This is a genomic window from Terrabacter sp. 2TAF16, from assembly GCF_052115065.1.
Taxonomy (GTDB): domain Bacteria; phylum Actinomycetota; class Actinomycetes; order Actinomycetales; family Dermatophilaceae; genus Terrabacter.
The window spans coordinates 187,198-210,737 of record NZ_JBFRFZ010000006.1 but is presented as its reverse complement, the minus strand read 5'-3'; the positions used below and the strand labels follow the sequence as shown (position 1 = coordinate 210,737).

Below are 23,540 nucleotides of genomic sequence, written 5' to 3'. Positions count from 1 at the left end.
GGTCCGACCGTCCACACCCCTGCACGCCCGACGGCCGTCGTCCCCAGTGACGGCCTCAGGTCTCGACCCTCACGCCGCCGTGAGGTGGGATGGGGGCGTGCGAGGGCGTCGCGGGTCAGGGCTGGCGGGCCCGCCGCAGCGCGAGAGGCGCGCGGGGCGCGGGGTCGGGGACCTCGGGCGGGCGATCGGGGCCGCCCTCGCGGTCGGCGCGGCCACGGTGCGCGACAGCGACCTCGTCGACCTCGTCCTCCCGCGGGAGTGCGGTGGATGCCTCCGTCCGGGTGCCGTCTGGTGTGCTCGGTGCACACGTGCGCTCGAGGGCCTGGCCTTCGGGCCACCGGCCCCGCGTGACCCCGGCGGTCACTCGACGCATACGCCCACGGTGCAGGGCCACGCCCGCGTGCACGGCGGCGGACCCTGGGTCGTGCCGCATCCCGTCCCGGAGGGCATGCCGCCAGTGCATGCCTGGGGCGTCTACGCCGACCCGCTCCGCGCGGCCGTGTCCGCGTGGAAGGACGCCGGCCGGCGCGACCTCGAGGCCGTCCTCGTGCCCCTCCTCGCCGTGTCGCTCGACGCGGCGCTGGCCGGCGTCGGCTGGGACGCCGGGGTCGTGCTCGTCGTGCCGGCCCCCTCATCGCGACGCGCCGTCCGCGAGCGCGGCGACACGCCGATGACGGGCCTGTGCGAGGCAGCGGTCGCACAGCTCGTCGGGCGACCCGGCCCGGCGCTCCGGGTCGCCCCTGCCCTGCGTCATGTGCGGCGCGTGGAGGACCAGTCGGGACTGGGGACGGTCGAGCGCCGCGGCAACCTTGCCGGGGCCCTGTCAGTGATCCCCTTGTGGCACAACGTGATCCGGGGCCGACGATGCCTGCTCGTCGACGACGTCGTAACCACGGGGGCCACCTTCGCCGAGGCCACCCGGGCGCTGCGCGCTGCCGGTGCCGGGTCCGTCGTGGGCGCCTCGATGGCCGCCACCCAGCGGACCCGCGGCTGACCCGTGACGTCCGGGGAGGCCCTGGCGGGCACCGTGCCTGTGATGTTGCCGGGGGATGTCCGGCACGCCTTCCAGTGGGCGCGCGGCCCCAGTAGTGTCGAGTCATGGACCCCCGTCCCACCGGGAACGGCCTGCCGGCCGCCCTCGGGGACCAGATCGACAGGAAGGGGTGGTGCCGCGTCGACCGCGGGCCCGTCCTAGGTGACCAGAGGCCCGGAAACACTTTCACTGCCCGCACGAAGAAGACGTGCGCGATCAAGGAGGAACCGTGGAGATCGTCGTCACTGGACGCCACGTCCAGATCCCCGACCGATTCCGTGAGCAGCTCGACGAGCGACTGGCCAAGGTGCCCGCGCTCGCGCCCAAGGTGCACCGCATCGACGTCGTCGTCACCCACGAGCGGGTCGCCCGCGGGTCCGAGAAGGTCGAGATCACGTGCCACGCCAAGGGTCCCGTGATCCGGGCGGAGGCTTGTCTCGACGACAAGTACGCCGCTCTCGACGCGGCCGTGGACAAGCTCATGGACCGCCTCAGGCGGGTGCACGACAAGCGCAAGGTCAGTCGCGGACGACGCATCCCCGAATCGGTCGCGCAGGCGACCGCCCGCATCGACGCCTCGGCGAACGGCGCGGCTCCCGACGACTCCGCAGCCGGCGACGCCGGTGACGGTCGGGTCGACGACCTCGAGCGCTTCGGTGCGCTCGGCAACTCACCCATCGAGGTCCGCGAGAAGATCCACACGGCCGCGCCCATGTCGCTCGAGGACGCGGTCAACCAGATGGAGCTCGTCGGACACGACTTCTTCCTCTTCCACGACGCAGACACCGATCGCCCGAGCGTGGTCTACCGGCGCCGCGGCTGGAGCTACGGGGTGCTGCACCTCGAGACCGACGCGGACGCCGCCGTCGCCGCCACGGGCTGATCCCCTGCTCCCCGGACGTCGACGGCGTCGGGGCGTCCCCGTCCAGGGGGCGCCCCGACGGGCGTCCGGACCGCGCCGCGCCGACGCGGGCCGTCCACCGGGCGGCGTGTCCGTGGTCTGGGCCAAGATGGAGGCGTGAACCCGCCCCCCGACGTCATCCGTGTCCTCATCGTCGACGACCACGCCCTCTACCGTCGGGGCCTGCAGACCGTCCTGTCGACGGAGGACGGCATCGAGGTCGTCGGTGAGGCGGCCGACGGGATCGAGGCGGTCGACCAGGCCGAGGAGATCCTTCCCGACGTCATCGTCATGGACGTCGGCATGCCCAAGCGCGGAGGCATCGACGCGTGCCGGGTCATCAAGCAGCGGGTGCCCTCGGCGCGCATCCTCATGCTGACGAGCTCCGACGACGAGGCCAACCTCTTCGAGGCCGTCCGAGCGGGGGCCAACGGCTACCTCCTCAAGGACGTGCCTCCCGAGGAGGTGGCGGCCGGCATCCGCAGCGTCTTCCAGGGCCAGTCGCTCCTCTCGCCCCTCATGGCGTCCAAGCTGCTGGAGGAGTTCAAGGCGATCAGCCAGAAGGACGTGCCGCCCGCGCCCACGCCGGGGCTGGAGCTGCCGCGGCTGACCCACCGCGAGCTCGAGATCCTCCGCAGCGTCGCCAAGGGCAAGCTGAACCGTGAGATCGGCGCCGAGCTGTTCATCTCCGAGAACACCGTGCGCAACCACATCCGCAACATCCTCGACAAGCTGCAGATGCACTCGCGCATGGAGGCGGCGATGTATGCCGTCCGCCAGCGGCTCATCGACCCCGACTGACGCCGACTGACGCCGACTGACGCCGACCGACCGAGAGCACCACGACCACCACGACCGACCGGGCCGAGACGCCCAGGAGCACCGTCCATGACCGTTGCCGCGCGTCGGATGACGCGGGCGCAGGCGCGCCGCACCGCCATCGCCGCCCAGGGCTTCCTCGACCCCCGCCCCGAGCCCTTCACCGCGACGATGCGCCACGTCCAGCGCGTCGTCGACCGCGTCGGGGTCGTCCAGATCGACAGTGTCAACGTGCTCGCCCGCAGCCAGTACCTCCCGTTCTTCTCCCGGCTGGGGCCCTACGACCCGGCGCTGCTCGACCGGGCCCGCGACCGGGCCCCGAGACGCCTCGTCGAGTACTGGGCCCACGAGGCGAGCCTCGTCCCGCCGTCGACGTGGCCGCTGCTCGACTTCCGCATGCGCGCGGCCGCCGAGAAGGCGTGGGGCGGCATGCGACGCATCCTCGAGGAGCGCCCCGACTACGTCGACCTCGTCCGGGCCGAGGTCGAGGCCCGCGGCCCGATGACCGCGCGCGACGTCGAGGTCGCCCTCGCGCACGACCAGCCCCGGCGCACCGACCACTGGGGCTGGAACTGGTCCGACGTCAAGCAGGCCCTCGAGTACCTCTTCTGGGCCGGACAGATCAGCTCGGCAGGGCGCACGTCTCAGTTCGAGCGCCGGTATGCCGCACTCGCGGCCACCGCGCCGCCGCCGCTGCGCGGGGCCTGGGCCGACCGTCCCGGACCGGAGGCCGATCCCGACCGCTACCTCGAGCTCGTCCGCATCGCCGCCCGCGCGCACGGCGTCGGCACCGAGCTGTGCCTGGCCGACTACTTCCGGATCAGGCGCGAGGACGCCCGCCCGGCCATCGCCCGCCTCGTCGCCGACGGCGAGCTCATCCCGGTCACCGTGCCGGGCTGGAAGCCGGCCTGGCTGCACGCCGAGGCCCGGCTGCCGCGACGTGTCCATGCCGAGGCCCTGCTCAGCCCCTTCGACTCGCTCGTCTGGCAGCGCGAGCGCATCCACGCCCTCTGGGACTTCCACTACCGCATCGAGATCTACACGCCGGTCGAGAAGCGCGTCCACGGCTACTACGTCCTGCCCTTCCTCCACGGAGACGCCCTCGTGGCCCGGTGCGACCTCAAGGCCGACCGCGTCGCCGGCGTGCTGCGCTGCCACCGCGTCACGTGGGAACCCGGGGCGCCCGCCGAGGCGCGGCCGGCCCTGCTCGCCAACCTCGAGTCGATGGCCGCCTGGCTCGGCCTCGGTCGCGTCGACCTGCCCGTCGACCGGGCCGTCGACCAGGGTGTCGACCAGGCCGTCGACCCGACGGGCGCCGCCGCGGGCGGCTGAGCGCGTCCCGGGACACCCGGCATACGCCCTCGGGCACCGGCGCGGACCGGGTCGCCCACGGTGTCGGAACCGGGCCGCGCGCCGATGCGTTGGTCGTTGTGTCCGGAAGGCGGCTAGCCTAGGCGGGTCCCGTGACCCATCACGGGCGATGGAGCCCGCCCACCGGGCGAGTCCACACGTTCAGTCGGGAGTGAGATCACCAGATGGCCGTCATCGAGAAGCTGCTTCGCGCCGGCGAAGGCCGGACCCTGAAGAAGCTCCAGGGCATCGCCAAGCAGGTCAACGCCCTCGAGGCCGACTTCGAGAAGCTCACCGACGAGGAGCTGCGCGACGAGACCAAGGGTTTCCGCGAGCGCCTCGACAAGGGCGAGACCCTCGACATGCTGCTGCCGGAGGCGTTCGCCGCCGTCCGCGAGGCGAGCAAGCGCACCCTCGGCAAGCGGCACTTCGACGTCCAGGTCATGGGCGGCGCCGCGCTGCACATGGGCAACGTCGCCGAGATGAAGACCGGTGAGGGCAAGACCCTCGTCGCGACGCTCCCGAGCTACCTCAACGCCCTGTCGGGCAAGGGCGTCCACGTCATCACGGTCAACGACTTCCTCGCCGAGTACCAGTCCGAGCTCATGGGCCGCGTCCACCGAGCCCTCGGCATGGAGACCGGCTGCATCCTCGCCTCGATGACGCCCGAGCAGCGGCGCGCCGAGTACGCCAAGGACATCACGTACGGCACGAACAACGAGTTCGGCTTCGACTACCTCCGCGACAACATGGCGTGGGACCCCGCCGAGCTCGTCCAGCGCGGCCACAACTTCTGCATCGTCGACGAGGTCGACTCGATCCTCATCGACGAGGCGCGCACGCCGCTCATCATCTCCGGCCCGGCCGACCTCGCGACGAAGTGGTACGTCGAGTTCGCCCGCATCGCGGCCCGCCTCAATCGCGGCGAGGACGGACGCGGCGACTACGAGGTCGACGAGAAGAAGCGCACCGTCGGCGTCCTCGAGTCCGGCATCGCGCGCGTCGAGGACCTCCTCGGCATCGACAACCTCTACGACACGGTCAACACGCCGCTCATCGGCTACCTCAACAACTCCATCAAGGCCAAGGAGCTGTTCAAGAAGGACAAGGACTACGTCGTCATGAACGGCGAGATCCTCATCGTCGACGAGCACACGGGCCGCATGCTCCCGGGCCGCCGCTACAACGAAGGCATGCACCAGGCCATCGAGGCGAAGGAGGGCGTCGAGATCAAGAACGAGAACCAGACGCTCGCCACGATCACCCTGCAGAACTACTTCCGCATGTACGCCAAGCTCTCGGGCATGACGGGCACGGCCCAGACCGAGGCCGCCGAGCTCAACTCGATCTACAAGCTCGGCGTCATCCCGATCCCGACGAACCGCCCGATGGTCCGCAAGGACCAGGCCGACCTCGTCTACCGGACCGAGGTCGCCAAGTACGACGCCGTCGTCGACGACATCGCCGACAAGTACGCCGTCGGCCAGCCCGTCCTCGTCGGCACCGTGTCGGTCGAGAAGAGCGAGTACCTCTCGCAGCAGCTGAAGAAGCGCGGCATCAAGCACGAGGTCCTCAACGCCAAGCAGCACGAGCGCGAGGCCGCGATCGTCGCCGACGCGGGCCGCAAGGGCGCCGTCACCGTCGCGACGAACATGGCCGGTCGAGGCACCGACATCATGCTCGGCGGCAACTCCGAGTTCCGGGCCGTCGCCGAGCTGAAGCGTCGCGGGCTCGACCCGCACGAGACGCCGGAGGAGTACGAAGCCGCGTGGGACGAGGCGCTCGCCACGGCCGAGCGCGACGTCGCGGCCGAGCACGAGGAGGTCACCGAGCTCGGCGGCCTCTACGTCCTCGGCACCGAGCGCCACGAGTCGCGCCGCATCGACAACCAGCTCCGCGGTCGTTCCGGCCGCCAGGGTGACCCGGGTGAGTCGCGCTTCTACCTCTCGCTCAACGACGACCTCATGCGCCTGTTCAACGCCGGGCTCGTCGACCGCTTCATGCAGACCGCCGGCATGGAGGACAACGTGCCGATCGAGTCCAAGATGGTCACGAACTCGATCCAGAAGGCCCAGGGCTCGGTCGAGGCGCAGAACTACGAGATCCGCAAGAACGTCCTCAAGTACGACGACGTCATGAACCGCCAGCGCCAGGTCATCTACGACGAGCGCCGCGCGGTGCTCGAGGGGGAGGACCTCCACGAGCAGCTGCGTCTGTTCGTCAACGACGTCGTCGGCTCCTACGTCGACGCGGCCACGGCCGAGGGCTTCGCGGCCGACTGGGACCTCGAGAAGCTCTGGGACGCGATGCGCCAGGTCTACCCCGTCTCGGTCACCATCGAGGCGGTCGAGGACATGGCGGGCGGTCGCCAGGCCATCACCGCGGACCTGCTCCGCGAGCAGCTGATGTCCGACGCCCACCACGCGTACGACCAGCGTGAGGAGATGCTCGGCGCGGAGACGATGCGCGAGGTCGAGCGCCGGGTCGTCCTGTCGGTCCTGGACCGCAAGTGGCGCGAGCACCTCTACGAGATGGACTACCTCCAGGAGGGCATCGGCCTGCGGGCCATGGCCCAGCGCGACCCGCTCATCGAGTACCAGCGCGAGGGCTACCAGCTCTTCGAGGCGATGATGGAGGCCATCAAGGAGGAGTCGGTGAGTCACCTCTTCTCCGTCGAGGTGCAGCTGCCCGAGGCCGCCGCCGCTCCCGTCGGCGCCGCGCCGATGTCGGTCGGGGACCTGGTCGGCGGGCTCGCCGCCGCCGGTCACGTGGCCGACGACGCGACCGGTGCCGCCCTCAACGGCGAGACGGACGAGGAGGCTGAGGTCGCTGGACGCCGCCCGTTCGGCGCCGGCGTGCGCGTCTCCGGCGTCGACCTCGACCCCGAGTCGCAGCGACCGGCTGCCCTGCACTACACCGCCCCCGGCGAGGACGGCCGCGCCGTCGAGACCGGCGGCCAGCAGACGGTCGAGCGCAAGGCCGACCGTCGCGGCAAGAAGGTCAAGCGCAAGCGCCGCTGACGCAGCGACGCACGACGGCCCGGGCCCCTGAGGGAGCCCGGGCCGTCTGCACACCCAAGGGCGTATGCCGGGTGCGCGACTTCCGATGACGCGCGCGGTCAGCCGATGGTGAGCGCCGTGACGAGCCACCGCCCGTCGAGGCCCTCGAGCCGCAGGGCCAGGGCCCGGACTCGCCCGTGGGACACGACGACGGCGCAGGCCTCGACGATGCCGTCGGCCGGCTCGCACACGCGCACGCGACGCACGACCGCCGAGCGGCGTGGGCCGGGGGTGCGACGTCGGCCGGCGACCATGGCCTGCCTGGCGATGACCGAGTAGATCGTCGGCGCCGTGTGCCGGATGAGCTGGGGCGCGGGACGCTGGCCCGAGACGACCTCGACGATGGCCTGTGCGAGGCGTCCCACGAGCGGTGCCGGCTCGGGGAGCAGGCTCGTGCGGGTCGGCTGCCGGCCGAAGTCCTCGTCGTCGCGCGCGCCGAAGAAGTCGAGGGCGAGGGCGTCCTGGGCGTAGGGCGGCTCCCCGTGCCAGGCCTCGTCGGCGCTGATGATCCGAGGCGCCGTCTGGGGGATGCGCCGGACGGTGAAGCCGTCGCGGGTGGAGGTGCCGGTCTGGCCGGGTGGGGTGGTCGCTCGCGTCATCACCGGGCTCCCTGCTCTGCCGGGACGCCGTCGCCGGCGCCGACGGGGGCGCTGGACGGTCGGGGCACGGCTGCGCGGGACTCAGGGGTGCCCGGCCATGACGGGGCGCTCGAGGGCGGACGCAGCTGCACTCCCGGCAGGATGACGTCCGGGTCCTCACCCACGACGTCGCGGTTGGCGGCATACCACCTCGGCCACTCGCGGGAGATCTGTGCGTCGGAGGCGTCCGGACCGAGGTGTCGGGCGGCGATCGTCCAGAGCGAGTCGCCACGGCGCACGGTGACGAGGTCGTGGGCCGACGCGGCGGGACGCGGGGGCGGGGCCATGAGCTGGGACCGGTCCGCGTCGAGCACCGGCACGGGCTGCGTCGGGAGGTAGCCGGGCTCGTCTGGCGGCCTCGGGGACGCAGGTGCGGCGATGCCCTGCTGCGTGCCCGGGGTGGGGGAGTAGCCCGGTTCGACGGGGAGCCCGGGAAGGTCGGCGGGCCGCGAGTGGGACGACGGGGTCGGGCTGGCAGACCCAGCCGCCCCCGCGGACCCGGCGGACCCGGCGGACCCGGCGGACCCGGCGGACGGTGTGTAACCGGGCGTCAGCTCGGTGGGTGTGTAGCCGGGCGTCAGGTCCGGTGCGGAGGCCCGTTCGGCGGACGACGTCTGAACACCGGCGCCGCGTGCCGTCGGAGCGGAGCCGGCACTCGAGACGGGCGCCGGGGGCAGGGCCACCGAGCCGACCGAGGCGCCGAGGACGAGGGTCAGCACCTTGCGCACCGCGGTCGGGGTGACCCGGTCGGCGACCTCGCGGGCCACCCGTCCTGCTGCACCCGGAAGGAGGGAGGCGACGGCGAACAGGCACCCGAGCGCGAGCCACGCGGCGAGCAGGACGCCCATCCAGGCGAGAGCGAGGAGGATGACGTCGTCCGGCCGGGCGGTGTCAGCAGTGTCGCTGCCCCGTCGTGCGACCGTCACGAGAGTCAGCAGGGTGATGACGGCGACGGCCAGCCCGACGGCGCCGGCCCCGACCTCGCGCAGGCGCGGGCCGTTCAGGCGCGTCCGACGCCGCTGGGCGCGGTGAGTCCCGGTTGCGCGGCCGCTCTCGTCGTCTCGTCGGGCAGCGGTGCGTGCTCCCGCTCCGTGTCCTGGTGCCAACTGCATTCCCCTGTCCATGCCTTCATTCAATGCAGTTTGCGTGTGTTTGGTCAAGTATGGTGTTGGTCAAGAATCGTCGGGTGGCCCGCACCATCGCAGCAGGGGAGGGTGTGCGCATGCGCTGGGACCGACTCTTCGACGACCTCGAGGCTCAGCTCGCGCTGGACGACGTGCGGGAGCTCGAGGCCGAGGTCGCCGACCGCACCCGGCGCGAGCGCGCGCTGCTCGACGTGCACACGCGGCTGCTCGCGAACGTCGGTGCGACGCACGTGGGGCTGCGGGTGCGCGACCGCGTGCTCGCGGGTCGGCTCGTCGACGTCGGGCCGGACTGGGCACTCGTCGAGACCGCGCCGGGACGGCCGGTCCTCGTGGCCCTGCCTGCGGTCCGCGCGGTGTCGGGACTGGCGCCGGGGGCTCGGACGCCCTCCGTCGTGGCCCGGAGGTTCGGCCTCGGGGCGGCCCTACGGGCGGTGAGCCGCGACCGCGCCGTCGTGGAGGTCGTGGACGTGGACGGGCACGCGTCGACGGGGACCATCGACGTCGTGGGGTCCGACCACCTCGAGATCGCCGAGCACGCGGCCGACGAGGCCCGACGAGCGGCCAACGTCACCGGGCGGTCGCTCGTGCCCTTCTGGTCACTCGGCTCGGTCCGCCGGCTCTGAGGGCCGGGACCGGGGTGGCCTCACTCCTCGGCGGAGCCGCCGAACGGGTGCGCCTGCACGAACGACTTCGTCTCGGCGTACATCCGCTGGATGTAGCCCTCGAGCTCCGTGGCCTCGACGCGCCACTGGCCCCGGCCACCGATCTTGATGGCCGGCAGCTCCCCGGAGCGCACGAGGGCGTACGCCTGGGCGGAGGAGATGTTGAGGATCTCCGACACCTCGGCGAGCTGCAGGAACCGCTGGGCCACGTTGACTCCTCCTCTGGGCACCGTCTGTCGACGGCCTCGACCACACCCGTACCCGCCGCGGCGCGTCCGGACACGGCCGGTGCCACCGACCGGCACGGGCTCGTGGGTCGAGGGCAGGGAACGGCTCCATCCTAGGGATCCGTGCCGTCGTCATCGTCCGTCGTCCCCAGCTGTGCACCTGGACGGGCGGTGTGCGCCCGGTTGATGCAAGATGTTGCCGCGTCCGTCCGATGTCGTGCGACGGGCGTCCAGCCATCGCCGAGCGGACCACAGGGGGCCCACATGACCGAGCTGGCCAGTCCCAGCGCCAAGCGCCTGCAACGACCGTCCTGGCGTGACAGCCGTTTCGTCGTCGGTGTGCTGCTCGTCGTCGTCGCCGCGACGCTGGGGGCCAAGGCCGTCGCCAGCGCCGACGACCGCGTCCCGGTGTGGGTCGCGGCGGGCAACCTCGTGGCCGGTGACGAGGTCGAGGAGGCCTCCTTCGTGCGCGCCGACGTGCGACTCGCCGACGGGATGAACGCCTACCTCGCCGCCGACGCCACGGCGCCGACCGGCTCGTTCATGGTCCGTGACGTGCGCGCGGGTGAGCTGGTGCCCGTGTCCGCCGTCGGCGACGCCGATGCCGTCGCTGTGCAGCGGGTCACGGTCCGCGCCGACGCGATGTCGACGACCGGCCTGGCACGGGGGAGCCGCGTCGACGTCTTCATGACGCCCAAGGCCCCGACGACGAGCGACGCGGCCACCACCCCGACGAAGAAGGTCCTCGAGTCCGCCGCGGTGGCTGCGGTGATGACGAGCAGCGGTGGCTTCGGCGCGGGCTCGATGACGTCGGTGCAGATCTACGTGCCGGCCGACAAGGTCCAGCCGCTCGTCGAGGCTGTGGACGGCGAGGCGAAGCTGACCCTCGTCCCCTCCGTCGGGGCGGTCACCGGCGGCGGCGCATGACCGAGGTCCTGACCGCCCTCAGCCACCACTGGGAGTCTTCGGTCGCGACGACCCTCGAGGGTCTGCGTGACGTGACGGTGACGCGGCGGTGTGCCGACGTGTCCGAGCTGCTGTCGGTGGCCGACGCGGGTCTGGGCGACACTGCCGTTGTCTCCTCCGACCTGCGCGGCCTCGACCTCGCGGTCGTGAATCGCCTGCGCGCCAACCGGATCCGCGTGATCGGGGTGCACCCCGCCGACGACGAGCCCGCCGAGCGCCGCCTGCGACAGCTGACGATCACGGTGACGCTTCCCGTCGACGCGGGGACCGACCGGTGGGAGGTGTCGCTGCAGGAGGGATGGGGCGCATCCCACGACCTCGAGGCGGCCCTGAGCGGCGATGCGGGCGTCTGCGCCGACCAGCAGGCCGCGCCCGACCACACCGAGAGCTCGACCGACGGTGACGCGGGGTGGCGTCCGGCTGGCTCCGGTGGCATCGCCGCAGGCCGTGAGCACGTCGGCTCGCGCGATGCCGACGACCCGTCCGGCGACGACGCGGCCGCGGGGCGAGTGACCGGTTCGCGTCGCGGCCCCGAGCGTGCGTCGGTCATCGCGGTCTGGGGACCCACCGGCGCGCCCGGTCGCACGACGGTCGCGACGACCCTCGCTGCGGAGGTCGCCGGCCGTGGCGTCGAGGTGCTGCTCGTCGACGCCGACACCTACGGGGGCTGCGTGGCGCAGACCCTCGGGCTCCTCGACGAGGCGCCGGGCGTGGCGGCGGCGTGCCGTGCGGCCGACCAGGGCCTGCTCGACCTGGCCGCGCTCGCGCGCATCGCCCCGGTGGTCGTCCCGGGACTCCGCGTGCTGACGGGCCTGCCCAAGGCCGAGCGGTGGCCCGAGGTGCGCGCCGCAGCGCTCGAGCGCGTCCTCGAGCTGAGCCGGTCGCTCGTGCAGGTCGTCGTCGTCGACTGCGGCTTCTGCCTCGAGGACGACGAGGAGCTCAGCTACGACACCGTGGCCCCGCGACGCAACGAGGCCACGCTGACCTCCCTGGCCGCCTCCGACCTCGTCGTGGCGGTGGGCGGCGCCGACCCGGTCGCGCTCCAGCGTTTCGTCCGGGGTCTGCAGGAGCTCGGCACGGTGCCGTCCGGCGAGCCGGTGCCCGTCGTCAACCGGGTGCGCAGCGGCGCGGTCGGGTCCCGTCCCCAGTCCCGCATCGCCGACTCGCTCCTGCGGTTCGCCGGGCTCGCGTCGGTGCGGTTCGTGCCCGACGACGCCACCGCCGTCGACGCGGCTCTGCTCGCTGGGCGCTCGGTCGTCGAGCACGCGCCGGACTCGCCCGTCCGTCGTGCGGTGGCCGACCTCGCGACCGGTCTGCTGCCGTGGACGGTGGCATCGCCCGAGCCTCGCGAGCGGAGAGGGCGAGGCCGCCGCCGGGGCCATGGGCGCCGGTCGTCGAGTGCCGTCGGCGCCTGAGGGCACGGCGTCCGGTCAGGGCGCGAAGAGGATCGTCAGGCCACCGAGCGTGTAGAAGACCATGACCACCATCAGCGGTACCTGACCGATGACCGCGGCGCGACGGTCGAGGACGGTGATCGCCCGCTCGTGGGCGGCGAGGACGCCGAGCAGGTGCCCGACGACGATGCTCACGGCCTGGATCGTCGCGACGAGCGTCGGCTGGATGAGCAGGTCGTTCGGGGTGAGGTCGGCAGTCCCGAGCAGGTCGGCACCCGTCCCGAGCGGGTCGGTGAGCAGCCGCCACGCGAACTGCCCCTGATAGACCCAGAGCGACCAGTAGTGCGCGATGACGTAACCACCGGCGATGGGGATCAGCGACGGCGCGATGTCGCTGACGAAGGAGAACGAGCGGGAGAAGGGCTCGCCGGCGAGCCTCACCGACACGACCGAGGCCAGCCAGATCGTCAGGGCCACGAAGCCGAAGAAGGCGAGGAGGGTGGCCGTCCGGAGCAGTGCCGACGGCAGGGGAGAGGACTGCACGAACGTCGCCCACGAGAGGTTGGCCGAGAAGCCGTCGTATGCCGTCCCGCCGAGCATGACGGCAACCGTGGGCACGAGGCCCCGCTGGCCACGCAGGCCGTTGACGCCGTGCAGCGGGGTCCGCAGCACCCACCGCCCGTCATGGCGCCGGCCGAGCGGCGAGAGCAGGCCGAGCAGCCGTGACCACGCCTCGAAGGGGTCGGCGTGGTCGAACCACGTGCGGCCGAAGACGGCCGCACCCAGCAGCGACACGGCGAAGAAGACGGCGACGAGGACGCGGAGGAAGCCCAGCGACGTGTTGTCCTCGGCGACGAGCTCGACCCACGTGAAGGTCCCGAGCCCGAGGGCCGCGGGCCACAGGCCCCAGCGGTAGGGCAGGGCCGCGAGGTCGGGCGAGACCCGGGCAAGTCGGAGCAGGCCGGCGTGGAGCGCGCGGAGCGGGTTGATGACCCGCCAGACCGGGCCGAGGAGCATCGAGGAGAAGGCGAGGCCCACCCACAGCCACACGTAGACGACCTGGGGCACCGGGTTGCGGGCCGAGTCGGGGCCGAACACGAGCGCCGCCAGCGTCCACACCGTGACGATGCCGGCCAGGACGCGGGCCACGATGCGCAGCCAGCGCGAGTCGAGCACGGCGGCGACGGGCCCGGGCAACAGCACCCCGTCGGTGTCGCGCAGCCGCGGCTCGCGCCACAGCGTGCTGATGGCGACGAACGAGATGACGAGCGCGGCGACCGCCGCGATGACGAGGGCGGTGAACGGCAGAGGAAGGTCGCCGCGGCTACCGACGCCGTGGGCGGGGACGACAGCCGGGACGGAGCCCGGACCGAGGGCTGGTGGGAGGGCGGAAGCGAGTGCGGCCGGGAGGGACGCCACGGTCAGCGGACAGCGACCGTGAGCAGGGTCAGGGCCGGCTCGTGGGTCTCGACCTCGTAGAGACCGGCCTCGGTGCCGGTCAGCCGCAGGGTCGTCGGGGTGCCGGCCTTGAGCGTCGCCTCGACGTCGAAGCCGTGGGCGTGCAGCTCGTCGTCGTGGTCGCTCGTCACGACGAGCTCGAGCGTCGAGCCGATCGGCAGGTCGACCTGCGCCGGGGCAGGCGTCACGGTCGTCCCGGTGACGGTCACCTCGAGGCGTTTGACGCTGCCCGTCGAGACGACGCCGGTGCTGCCGCCCGGTCCGGGATCGGGGGTGCCGGGCGAGCAGGCGGCGGCACCGACGAGCGCGAGGACGCAGACGGCATACGGCAGGGCGCGAAACGTACGCATGGCCACGATCCTAAGCAAGGGCGTCTGGCAGAGTGTGAGCATGTCTGACCGCCTGACCTCGCTCGACGCGTCGTTCCTCTACCTCGAGGAGTCCACCACGTCGATGCACGTCGGGTCGGTCATGGTCTTCCAGCCTCCTCGCGACGGCTTCGACTACGACCAGCTCGTCCGTATCATCGAGAGCCGGATCGGGGCGATTCCGCGCTTCCGGCAGAAGGTCCGCGACGTCCCGGGCCGGATCGGCAACCCCGTCTGGGTCGACGACGAGGCCTTCGACATGGGCTACCACGTGCGTCGCGCCGGCCTGCCGCGTCCGGGCAGCGACCGGCAGCTGCAGGACTTCGTCGCCCGTGTCCAGCCGCGCAAGCTCGACCGCACCCGCCCGCTGTGGGAGGTCTACCTCGTCGAGGGCCTGCACGACGGACGGTTCGCCATCGTCACGAAGACCCACCACGCGCTCATCGACGGCGTCAACGCCCTCGACATCGCGCACGTCATCGTCGACGCCGTCAAGGGTGAGGACCTCGACGACGTCGTGCCGCCGTGGGAGCCGAGCCGGTCACCGTCGTCGGTCGAGCTCGTCACCAGTGCCGTCATCGATGCGGTGCGCCGCCCGACGCAGGTCGTCGACCTCGTCCGCGGCGGTCTCAACGACGCCCTCAACGTCGGCCTGCGTGCCGTCGAGTCGGCCGGCCAGGTGCTCTCGACGGTCGCGCGCACCGCCGCTCGTCCCGCGCCGGACTCGCCCCTCAACGCCGAGATCGGCTCGGCCCGCCGGTGGGTCATGATCGCGACCGATCTCGAGGACTACCGCCTCGTGCGCAAACGGCTGGCCCGCGGCGCGTACGCCGAGGACGTGACGATCAACGACGTCGTGCTCGCGACGATCGCGGGCGGTTTCCGGGCATGGCTGCTCGGGCGCGGCGAGGCCGTCAGCCCCCACACGTCGGTGCGCGCCATGGTGCCGGTCAGCATCTACGGCGACGACCCGGCGGGGATGTATGCCAACCAGGTCATGGCCTGCGTCGTCAACCTCCCGGTCGGAGAGCCCGGGGCCTCGATGCGCCTGCACCAGATCGCGTTCGCGATGCGCCAGCAGATGGAGGGCGGACAGGCGGTCGGGGCGACGTCGCTCGCCAACCTCGCGGGGTTCGCGCCGCCGACCCTGCACGCCCTCGGTGCGCGTCTCGGCTCCGCGATGTCGCGCCGCCTCTACAACGTCATGATCACCAACGTGCCGGGCCCGCAGACGCCGCTCTACGCCGGAGACGCCGAGATGCTCTCGACCTATCCGGTGACGCCGCTCGCCAAGGGGCAGGCCCTCTCGATCGGCATCACGTCGTACAACGGCGGGGTCTACTTCGGCCTCAACGCCGACCGCGACGCCATGCCCGACGTCGACGTGCTCGGCCAGTCCATCGTCGAGTCGCTCGCCGAGCTGACGAGCGGGAGGGAGTCCTGATGCCGGTCGTGCGCGTCTACGTGCCGCTGGGGCGGGCAGGCCTCGAGGAGCTCGCCACCGCAGGCGCGCTCGCTGCCGGTCCGGGCACGCCCCGGACGGCGTATGCCGTCACGTCGGGTCTCGAGCAGGCCGCGCCGGGTCTCGACGTCGAGGACCTCGAGTACGCCGCCTTCAGCGATGCCGTCGAGGCTGCGGCCGGGCTGCGGTCGGTGCGCTCGGACCGTCGCGTCGTCGCATCCGCCGACGCGGACGCCACGTGGGTCTCACCGCGCGACGGTGCGCCCGTGTCGAAGGTCGTGCTCACGGCGCCGCTGCCCCTCTCGCGGGTCGCGTCGTTCCACATCGACGACGAGGTGACCGGCGACGTCGACGAGGAGGCCGACGAGCTGCTCTGGTACGACGTCACCGAGCTCGACGACGTGCGTTCCTTCTTCGGCTGAGCCCCGACATGGCCGACGACGAGGTGGTCGCGCTCTACGACGAGGCCGGTCACGTGTCGGGATCGTCGCCGCGGTCGGTCATGCGCGCGCGCAACCTGCGTCACGCGGCCTCGTCGATCGTCGTGCGCGACCCGCTCGGTCGCATCTACCTCCACCGTCGCACGACGACGAAGGACGTCTACCCGGGTCTGCTCGACGTCGCGGCCGGTGGGGTCGTCCTGGCGGGGGAGGATCCGGCTGCGGGCGCGGTACGCGAGGTCGACGAGGAGCTCGGTGTCGCCGGGGTCCCGCTCGAGCCTCTCGGCGTGGCGGACTACGCCGACGACCACACGCGCTACCGGGCCTTCCGCTTCGTCGTGACGTGGGACGGCCCGATCCGGTGGCAGCCCGAGGAGGTGTCATGGGGCGAGTGGGTGACGGTCGAGGAGCTCGTGCGCCGGTTCGACGACGAGGCCGACAGCATCGTGCCGGACAGCGTGGCCGTGTGGTCGTCCCTCGTGCGCGGATGGCATGCCGACCGGGTCCCGCTCCGCCAGGGCTGGGACAGCGTGGCGACGCTCGTGGAACAGCGCTGGGTCGACCGCACCGCGCGCCGGCCCGAGGTCGAGACGGCGCTGCTCGCCGAGGCGGTCCTGCTCCCGGCGATCGCGGACGGGCTTCCGGTGGAGGTGCCCCGCCCGGTCGTGCTCGACCGTGCGCCGCTGCGGCTGCGGCACGCCCTCGTGGCGGGGGAGGCCGTCGATCCGGCACGCCTGACCTCGGCGGACGGCGAGGTCTTCGCGGCCTTCCTCGAGGTGCTGCACGCCACCCCGCTTCCCCTCGCGGCCGATGCGGGGTGCCCGTCGGCAGCGGACGACCACGTCGAACGAACCGTCCGGGTGGAGCGGCTCGGGCTCGTCGTGCTGCCCCTCCTGGCGCCCGAGCACCGCTCGACCGCGGAGGCGCTGCTCGAGCAGGTGGCGACCGTCGGTGAGCAGGCCCTGTGCCACGGGGACCTCGTGAGCGAGCACGTCCTCGCGCGAGACGGGCGGCTGTCCGGGGTCATCGACTGGGGCGACGCCCGGGTCACCGACCCCGCTCTCGACCTCGCGTGGGCGCTCAACGCGACATCGGTGGCCTTCGCCGAGGCTGTGGCGTCCGGCGTGGACGACGACACGAGGGCCAGGGCCCGGGCCTGGTGGGCGCTCGCGCCGTGGTTCGAGGCCCACCGCGACGTCGCGTACCCCGAGACCGTGGACGGCGACCCGTCCGGTGCGCTCGCACACGACCTCGAGGTCGTGATCTCCCGTCTGCTCTGGTGGCGCGGCGCCTGACGGGCGTGGTGCCATGACGTGATCTCTTGTCGCGACCGAACGATCGTGCTTTTATAGACGTCATGGGCAAGGGTGAGAGCACGAGGACCGCGATCCTCGACGAGGCCACCGAGCTCGCGTCGCTCGTCGGGCTCGGGGGGTTGACCATCGGCACGCTGGCCGCGGCGACGAAGCTGAGCAAGAGCGGGCTCTACGCCCACTTCGCCTCCAAGGAGGCGCTGCAGGTCGAGGTGCTCCAGCACGCCCGCGAGCGGTTCACCGACGTCGTCATGCGTCCGACCGTGGCCACCCCCCGTGGCGAGGCGCGCGTGCGCGAGTTCTTCGACCGCTGGATCACCTGGCAGTCCACCGCCTTCGACGGCGGCTGCATCTTCGTCGACGCAGCAAGCGAGTTCGACGACCAGGAGGGGCCGGTCCGAGACGAGCTGGTGCGCGCCGAGCGCGACAAGCTCGAGTCCCTGACCCTCATCGTCGGCACCGCGGTGAGCGAGGGGCACTTCCGCGACGACGTCGACGCCGAGCAGTTCGCCTACGAGCTCGAGGGCATCGTGCTCGCGCACCACCACGCGCGTCGGTTGATGCGCGACGGTCGGGCCGAGGAGCGGGCGCGCCGAGCCTTCGACCGCCTCATCGACGACTGTCGGCCCGTCGCCCGCTCGGCCTGACCACCACGCATCCGGTCCTGCGCGGACCGCCCGTCCCGATCACCATCCAGAAGGAGCAGTCATGGCCCTCCAGTCGCCACAGAAAAGCACGAACGATCGGTCTATTCAGTTCACCACCACGCACGTGGCGTTCCGGATCTGCGAAGCGCTCGCACCTCGCGTGGGAGCGCGGGTCGCCGAACGGCTCTGGTTCCGACTGCCCCCGGCCCGACACTCGATCGCCACGCCCTCGGGTGCGACGCCGATCCGGGAGCTGCTCGGCTCGGCCTTCGAGGTTGGGCTCCGCGGCCGCTCCGTGCGGGGCTGGGTCTGGGGTGAGGGCCCGGTCGTCTACCTCGTGCACGGCTGGGGCGGGTCCCTCGAGCAGCTGACCCCGCTCGTCGCGCCCCTGCTCGACCGGGGCCTGCAGGTCGTCGCCTTCGACGGGCTCGGTCACGGCCGGTCGGACGCGGGTGTCCACGGCTCCGGCTCCTCCGATGCGGTCGAGCTCGGTCGCTCCCTCGACGCCGTCGCCGCGCGGTTCGGGTCGGCGCGGGCCGTCGTCGCGCACTCGATGGGCGCCCTGTCCGCACTGCTGGCGATCCGCGACGGCTGGGTGTCAGCGGAGCGGCTCGTCCTCATCGCCCCGCCGAGCGGCATACCCGACCTGCTCGTCCGCCTTCAGGGCGAGCTGGGGCTGGGCGCGCGGACGACGCGTCGGCTCGTCGAACGGGTCCGACTCCGCACCGGCTACGCGCCCGACGAGCTCGACCTCGTGACGATCGCGACCTCGCTCGAGCGGCCCGAGCGGCCCGAGCTGCTCGTCGTCCACGACCTGCTCGACCGAGAGGTGCCGCACGCGCCCTCGGCGCGCCTCGTGCAGTCCTGGCCGGGGGCCGAGCTGCTCTCGACCGCCGGGCTCGGGCACCGTCGGGTGCTTGCGGACACCGCGGTCGGGGGAGCCGTCGCCCGCTTCGTCGACCGCCTCCCGGTGGAGGCCAGCCTGCACGGCGACGACCGTCCCCAGCCATGGCCGGACGCGGTCGCCGACGGCCGATCGGCAACCGGTGGGCAGGCCCGCGCCGGAGCGGCCTGACCGTCCCACGTGCTGGTCCGGGGGAGTCGCGGGTGCGCCATCCCTTGTTACCTTGCGCGGATGGACTTCACCGCTGACGAGTACGCCCGCCGCGATGCCGACCGCCTCCGCGAGATCCTCGCCGGACCACCCGTGACGTGGGTCTTCCTCGGCGACAGCATCACGCAGGGTGTCGTGCACACGCACGGCCGCCGCGGCTACGTCGAGCACTTCGCCGAGCGCGTCCGCGGTGAGCTCGGTCGTCGTGGGGACGCGGTCATCAACTCCGGCGTGTCGGGAGCCACGACCGAAGACCTCCTTCCTGAGTTCCACTGGCGGGCAGGACGATTCGCGCCCGACGTCGTCTTCGTGATGTTCGGGACCAACGACATCCTGGCGGGGGAGGACGGCGTGCGCGGCTTCCGCTACCGCCTCGACCAGATCGTCCAGCGCTCCCGCGACGTCGGAGCCACGGTCGTGCTCCAGACGCCCCCGCCCGTGCTCGAGGACGGCGGCCGCGGGCCCCGCCTCATCGCGCTCTACGCCGAGGCGGTGCGCGAGGTCGCGCGCGACCTCGGGGTGCTCGTCGTCGACCATGCCGCCGCGTGGGAGGCGGCCGCGTCCGACGCGGGCCGGGAGGTGGCGCCCGACGGCTGGCTCGACGACACGTTCCACCCGGGCGCGCGAGGTCACCTCCAGCTCACCCTCACCCTCCTGTCGGCCATCGACGTCGCCGACCCCACGAGCGAGGTCTGCTCGCTCGTCGTCGACGACGCCGTGGGCGCCACCGCCTGAGGGCGCCTGCCCACCCGCCTCCGACCCGACTCCGACCCGACTCCGACCCGACTCCGACCCGACTCCGACCCGGCCCCGACCGCACCGCGCCTCCACCCCGAGGGTGGGCGGCGTCGGTCAGGGGCCGCTCAGGGTCGGGTCAGGGCGCTCCCCGGCAGCGCCACGGCCCCGAGTGGCGCGACGATGGGGTCATGACACAACCGATCCCGAACCCGTCCGGCCAGTCCCTGACCCCGACGAGCGACGAGCGCACGTGGGCCGTCCTCGGCCACCTCGCCGCCATCGTCGCCGCCGTCATCTCCGTCGGCTGGCTCAGCTTCGTCGGCCCGCTGCTCATCTGGGCCGTCTACAAGGACCGCAGCGCCTTCGTCCGCAAGGCCGCCGCCGACTCCTTCAACTTCAACCTCGCCGTCTGGGCGGCGATCATCGCCGGCTGGGTCATGCTCTTCACCGTGATCCTCATCCCGGTCGCCATCATCGTGTGGATCGTCGCCGTCGTGGCCGCGCTGTGGTTCCACATCAGGGCGGCGATGGCCGCGAGCCGCGGTGAGAGCTTCCGCTACCCGTGGAGCATCCCCGTCCTGCACTGAGTGCCCCGGCAGGGCTGACGGGCACCGTGGCCGGCATGGAACGATGGGGTGGCTCCGCCCACGAGGCGGGCCACCCCACTCGCCTGCACCGGGCGAGACCCCGTGCCAACCGCAGGAGAACTTGATGGACGCCGTGACCCACGTGCCCGCACCGGCCAACGAGCCGGTGCTCGACTACGCGCCGGGCTCGCCCGAGCGAGCCGCGCTCGAGGTCGCCCTCGCCGAGCTGGGGTCGACCCAGACCGAGCTGCCCCACACGATCAACGGCGAGCGGGTCACCGGCACCGGTCGCAAGATCGCCGTCCGCCAGCCGCACGCCCACCGCAAGGTCCTCGGCACGCTGCGCAACGCCACCGTCAAGGAGGGCCAGGCCGCTGTCGACGCCGCCAAGGCCGCCGCACCGATGTGGCGCGAGCTGTCCTTCGACGACCGCGCCGCCATCCTGCTCAAGGCCGCCGAGCTGCTCTCCGGCCCCTGGCGGGCCCGCCTCAACGCGGCGACGATGCTCGGACAGAGCAAGACGGCCTACCAGGCCGAGATCGACGCCGCGTGCGAGCTCATCGACTTCTGGCGCATCAACGTCCACTTCGCCCGCCAGATCCTCGAGCAGCAGCCGCCGCTCAACGCCAAGGGCATCTGGAACCGCTCCGACTACCGCTCGCTCGAGGGCTTCGTCTACGCGGTCACGCCGTTCAACTTCACCGCGATCGCGGGCAACCTGCCGACCGCCCCGGCCCTCATGGGCAACACCGTCGTGTGGAAGCCGAGCCCGACCCAGCAGCTCGCGGCGCAGCTGACGATGGAGCTGCTCGAGGAGGCCGGCATGCCTCCGGGCGTCATCAACATGGTGACGGGCGACGGCATCAACGTCAGCAAGGCAGCCCTGCGCGACGAGGACCTCGCCGGCATCCACTTCACCGGCTCGACCCCGACGTTCAAGCACCTGTGGCACGAGGTCGGCACCAACCTCGACCGCTACCGCACCTACCCGCGCCTCGTCGGCGAGACCGGCGGCAAGGACTTCATCCTCGCCCACCCGAGTGCCGACCCGGCCGTCCTGCGCACCGCGATGATCCGGGGTGCCTTCGAGTTCCAGGGCCAGAAGTGCTCGGCCGCCTCGCGCGCCTACGTCCCCGCCTCGGTGTGGAAGCAGATCAAGGGCGACCTCGTCGACATCACCAACGGCCTGACCCAGGGCGACGTCACCGACCTGTCCAACTTCATGGGCGCCGTCATCGACGACCGCGCGTTCGCCAAGCACAAGGACGCCATCGACCGGGCTCACGCGACAACGGGCATCGACGTCGTCGCCGGCGGCACCTACGACGACTCCGTCGGCTACTTCGTGCGCCCGACGGTGCTCGAGATCAAGGACGCCGCCGACGAGTCCTTCCGCACCGAGTACTTCGGCCCGATCCTGTCGGTGCACGTCTTCCCCGACGCGCAGTACGACACCGTGCTCGACCAGATGGAGCGCTTCGCGCCGTTCGGGCTCACCGGCTCGATCATCGCCCAGGACCGTCGCGTCATCGCCGACGCCACGAAGCGCCTGCGCTTCGCCGCCGGCAACTTCTACGTCAACGACAAGCCGACCGGCGCCGTCGTCGGCCAGCAGCCGTTCGGCGGGGGTCGCGCGTCGGGCACCAACGACAAGGCGGGCGCCGCGCAGAACCTGCTGCGCTGGACCAGCGTGCGCTCGATCAAGGAGACGTTCGTCCCGCCGACGAACCACACCTATCCGCACATGGGCTGACCCGCCCCGAGCACGTATGCCGCTGGGCCCGTCTCCGTCAGGAGGCGGGCCCAGCGTCGTGCAGGGGTGTCAGGCGCGCTCGGACAGCCAGGCGTTGCCGGTGCGCTGCTCGCTGCGGATCGCGTCGATGACGGCAGGGGCGGCGGCCTTCTCGACCTTGCCCCCGAAGAGCGGGATCGAGGCCTTGAGGTCGCCGTCGATGCTGATCTGCGTGCCGCCACCGGCCGGGGCGAGCCGGACGCTCGACCGCATCGCGACGGGAGCCCCGGCCACCTCGACCGTGAGGGTGCCGGTGCGGGTGCCGTCACCGGCCGCCCCACCCCACTCGTAGGTCTCCGTCACCGAGAGGGTCGGTCCGACGATCGACTTGGCGAAGTCGGGGAGGTCGTCGGCGGGCAGGTCGCGCTTCGTCACGACGCGGGCGCCGTCACCCGCCGGGCTGACCGCGGCCTCGTGCCGCTGGGCGTGGGCCTCGACGCACTTGCGCTCCTGGAAGGCCACGTCGGTGACCATGGCGTAGACGGTCTCGGGCGGGGCGGCATACGTGATCGTCTCGGAGATCTTCATGGCCGACACGCTATTGCACCGTCCACCACACCCCGAGGACGGATGCCGTACGGCCGGGTCACGCGCCCGGCGCCGAGGTGACGCTCAGGCGCCCGACCGGGCGCGGTCGGACAGGGCCGCGAGTGTCGTGCCGGACGCCTCGAGCTCGCGGCGGAGCCGGGCCAGCTCGCGCGAACGGACCGCCGTCACGCGGTTGAGCAGCTCCTGGAGCCGATCGCGCTCGGCGCGGCGCTCGCCCGGCTCGACACGGCTCGGACCCGAGCGCTCGACGACGAGCCGGCCGTCGATGGTCAGGTCGCAGCGCGTCAGGGCCGGCTCGAGCGCGCGGACGCGGGCTGCCGACTCGACGGCGGTCGTGGTCCAGGACTGCAGGAGGCCGCCGACCCGGTCGAGCTCGGTGGCGGCGCGGGTCACGAGGTCGCGCTCGTGGCCCGTGGGGTCGGGCCCCCCGGTGCGCCCGACCCGCCGCGCGGCCGCGTCGAGGTCGACGACGAGGTCGGCGAGCTGGTGGGCCTGCGTGCGCAGGGCGCCGCCGAGCGCCGACGTCGAGCCGGGGTCGCCGGGGGAGAGGCTCATCGGGCGTCACCCGCCTGCGTGGCCGGACGGCCGTCTCGCGGCACCTGCTCGTCGACGCCGGCGGGTGGCCGCCCGGGGGCGGCGCCGAGGTCGAGCAGCCGCTCCTCGAGTGCCTCCGAGAGGGCCCGGAGGGTGTCGGCCGCCTGCTCGACCCAGGTGTCGAGCGCGCGCTGCGTGGGCAGGTCGCCGACGTCAGGAAGGTGCGTCAGCAGGTCGTCGGAGAGCGTCCGCGTCGTCGACCGGCCGGCGGCGAGGGCTCGGAGCGTCGCAGGGTCCGCAGCGCCCGCCACCCGGCTCCCCTCGGTCATGGCACCACTCTAGGG

General features: G+C 72.6%; 24 protein-coding genes. 16 read left to right on the top strand and 8 right to left on the bottom strand.

The features are described 5' to 3' along the window. The first annotated feature begins 97 nt into the window (after positions 1–97). From AB4Z14_RS09780 to secA, 5 genes are all read left to right on the top strand, one after another. A complete protein-coding gene (locus AB4Z14_RS09780) occupies positions 98–994 on the top strand; it encodes a ComF family protein (RefSeq protein ID WP_442275031.1) in 897 nt (298 codons plus the stop codon). A gap of 268 nt (positions 995–1,262) precedes the next feature. Continuing rightward, positions 1,263–1,916, top strand: coding sequence for a ribosome hibernation-promoting factor, HPF/YfiA family (gene hpf, locus AB4Z14_RS09775; protein ID WP_020143000.1), 654 nt, complete (start codon positions 1,263–1,265; stop codon positions 1,914–1,916). 135 nt (positions 1,917–2,051) lie between these two features. Continuing rightward, a complete protein-coding gene (locus tag AB4Z14_RS09770) occupies positions 2,052–2,735 on the top strand; it encodes a response regulator (RefSeq protein WP_020142999.1) in 684 nt (227 codons plus the stop codon). A gap of 87 nt (positions 2,736–2,822) precedes the next feature. Further along, the gene (locus AB4Z14_RS09765) at positions 2,823–4,085 is read left to right on the top strand and encodes a winged helix-turn-helix domain-containing protein (protein ID WP_442275030.1); all 1,263 of its coding nucleotides are present in this window, start codon (positions 2,823–2,825) and stop codon (positions 4,083–4,085) included. Positions 4,086–4,288: 203 nt separating this feature from the next. Next, positions 4,289–7,123 (top strand): preprotein translocase subunit SecA, encoded by a 2,835-nt coding sequence (gene secA, locus AB4Z14_RS09760; protein ID WP_442275029.1) that lies wholly within the window; start codon positions 4,289–4,291, stop codon positions 7,121–7,123. Between the two features lie 98 nt (positions 7,124–7,221). Here the strand turns inward: secA and AB4Z14_RS09755 are convergent, their stop codons facing one another. Both AB4Z14_RS09755 and AB4Z14_RS09750 read right to left on the bottom strand, forming a co-directional pair. Then, positions 7,222–7,761, bottom strand: coding sequence for an Rv3235 family protein (locus tag AB4Z14_RS09755; RefSeq protein ID WP_442275028.1), 540 nt, complete (start codon positions 7,759–7,761; stop codon positions 7,222–7,224). Continuing rightward, complete coding sequence (locus AB4Z14_RS09750) at positions 7,761–8,924, bottom strand: LysM peptidoglycan-binding domain-containing protein (RefSeq protein ID WP_442275027.1); 1,164 nt, start codon at positions 8,922–8,924, stop codon at positions 7,761–7,763. The genes AB4Z14_RS09755 and AB4Z14_RS09750 overlap by 1 nt, the downstream gene beginning before the upstream one ends. A 62-nt stretch (positions 8,925–8,986) precedes the next feature. On the opposite strand from AB4Z14_RS09750, the gene AB4Z14_RS09745 reads away from it, so the two are divergent. Further along, positions 8,987–9,568 carry a hypothetical protein gene (locus AB4Z14_RS09745; protein WP_442275026.1) on the top strand — a complete coding sequence of 194 codons (582 nt, stop codon included), beginning with the start codon at positions 8,987–8,989 and terminating at the stop codon, positions 9,566–9,568. A gap of 20 nt (positions 9,569–9,588) precedes the next feature. Here the strand turns inward: AB4Z14_RS09745 and AB4Z14_RS09740 are convergent, their stop codons facing one another. Next, positions 9,589–9,816, bottom strand: a complete 228-nt coding sequence (locus tag AB4Z14_RS09740; protein WP_020142994.1) for a helix-turn-helix domain-containing protein — start codon at positions 9,814–9,816, stop codon at positions 9,589–9,591. A 282-nt stretch (positions 9,817–10,098) separates the two neighbouring features. Between AB4Z14_RS09740 and AB4Z14_RS09735 the strand changes: the two genes are divergently transcribed. Together AB4Z14_RS09735 and AB4Z14_RS09730 are read left to right on the top strand one after the other, a co-directional pair. Beyond that, positions 10,099–10,761, top strand: coding sequence for a hypothetical protein (locus AB4Z14_RS09735; protein ID WP_442275025.1), 663 nt, complete (start codon positions 10,099–10,101; stop codon positions 10,759–10,761). Beyond that, positions 10,758–12,215, top strand: a complete 1,458-nt coding sequence (locus tag AB4Z14_RS09730; RefSeq protein ID WP_442275024.1) for an AAA family ATPase — start codon at positions 10,758–10,760, stop codon at positions 12,213–12,215. The genes AB4Z14_RS09735 and AB4Z14_RS09730 overlap by 4 nt, the downstream gene beginning before the upstream one ends. A gap of 15 nt (positions 12,216–12,230) precedes the next feature. On the opposite strand, the gene AB4Z14_RS09725 is transcribed toward AB4Z14_RS09730, so the two are convergent. Together AB4Z14_RS09725 and AB4Z14_RS09720 are read right to left on the bottom strand one after the other, a co-directional pair. After that, positions 12,231–13,613: a hypothetical protein gene (locus AB4Z14_RS09725; protein WP_442275023.1), complete on the bottom strand. Its 1,383-nt coding sequence runs from the start codon at positions 13,611–13,613 to the stop codon at positions 12,231–12,233. Positions 13,614–13,615: 2 nt separating this feature from the next. Then, positions 13,616–14,002, bottom strand: coding sequence for a hypothetical protein (locus AB4Z14_RS09720; protein ID WP_442275022.1), 387 nt, complete (start codon positions 14,000–14,002; stop codon positions 13,616–13,618). Between the two features lie 40 nt (positions 14,003–14,042). On the opposite strand from AB4Z14_RS09720, the gene AB4Z14_RS09715 reads away from it, so the two are divergent. The 8 genes from AB4Z14_RS09715 (at position 14,043) to pruA (ending at position 22,074) form a co-directional block, all read left to right on the top strand. After that, positions 14,043–15,464, top strand: a complete 1,422-nt coding sequence (locus tag AB4Z14_RS09715; protein WP_442275021.1) for a WS/DGAT/MGAT family O-acyltransferase — start codon at positions 14,043–14,045, stop codon at positions 15,462–15,464. After that, entirely contained in the window at positions 15,464–15,904 is a 441-nt protein-coding gene (locus AB4Z14_RS09710; RefSeq protein ID WP_442275020.1) for a DUF6912 family protein, read from the top strand. The genes AB4Z14_RS09715 and AB4Z14_RS09710 overlap by 1 nt, the downstream gene beginning before the upstream one ends. 8 nt (positions 15,905–15,912) lie before the next feature. Continuing rightward, the gene (locus AB4Z14_RS09705) at positions 15,913–17,217 is read left to right on the top strand and encodes a phosphotransferase (RefSeq protein WP_442275019.1); all 1,305 of its coding nucleotides are present in this window, start codon (positions 15,913–15,915) and stop codon (positions 17,215–17,217) included. 62 nt (positions 17,218–17,279) lie between these two features. Further along, on the top strand, positions 17,280–17,882 hold the full coding sequence (locus AB4Z14_RS09700; protein WP_442275018.1) for a TetR/AcrR family transcriptional regulator: 603 nt from the start codon (positions 17,280–17,282) through the stop codon (positions 17,880–17,882). Positions 17,883–18,006: 124 nt separating this feature from the next. Then, positions 18,007–18,957 (top strand): alpha/beta hydrolase, encoded by a 951-nt coding sequence (locus tag AB4Z14_RS09695; protein ID WP_442275017.1) that lies wholly within the window; start codon positions 18,007–18,009, stop codon positions 18,955–18,957. A gap of 60 nt (positions 18,958–19,017) precedes the next feature. Next, positions 19,018–19,731, top strand: a complete 714-nt coding sequence (locus AB4Z14_RS09690) for an SGNH/GDSL hydrolase family protein (protein WP_442275016.1) — start codon at positions 19,018–19,020, stop codon at positions 19,729–19,731. Between the two features lie 191 nt (positions 19,732–19,922). Beyond that, positions 19,923–20,321 (top strand): DUF4870 domain-containing protein, encoded by a 399-nt coding sequence (locus AB4Z14_RS09685; RefSeq protein WP_056770575.1) that lies wholly within the window; start codon positions 19,923–19,925, stop codon positions 20,319–20,321. A 124-nt stretch (positions 20,322–20,445) separates the two neighbouring features. After that, the gene (gene pruA / locus AB4Z14_RS09680) at positions 20,446–22,074 is read left to right on the top strand and encodes an L-glutamate gamma-semialdehyde dehydrogenase (protein WP_442275015.1); all 1,629 of its coding nucleotides are present in this window, start codon (positions 20,446–20,448) and stop codon (positions 22,072–22,074) included. A 69-nt stretch (positions 22,075–22,143) separates the two neighbouring features. Here the strand turns inward: pruA and AB4Z14_RS09675 are convergent, their stop codons facing one another. From AB4Z14_RS09675 to AB4Z14_RS09665, 3 genes are all read right to left on the bottom strand, one after another. Next, complete coding sequence (locus tag AB4Z14_RS09675; protein ID WP_056770568.1) at positions 22,144–22,641, bottom strand: DUF2505 domain-containing protein; 498 nt, start codon at positions 22,639–22,641, stop codon at positions 22,144–22,146. A gap of 84 nt (positions 22,642–22,725) precedes the next feature. Beyond that, positions 22,726–23,217, bottom strand: coding sequence for a hypothetical protein (locus AB4Z14_RS09670; protein ID WP_442275014.1), 492 nt, complete (start codon positions 23,215–23,217; stop codon positions 22,726–22,728). After that, on the bottom strand, positions 23,214–23,525 hold the full coding sequence (locus AB4Z14_RS09665; protein WP_442275013.1) for a hypothetical protein: 312 nt from the start codon (positions 23,523–23,525) through the stop codon (positions 23,214–23,216). Before AB4Z14_RS09665 ends, AB4Z14_RS09670 begins: the two co-directional genes overlap by 4 nt. Positions 23,526–23,540 lie beyond the last annotated feature (15 nt).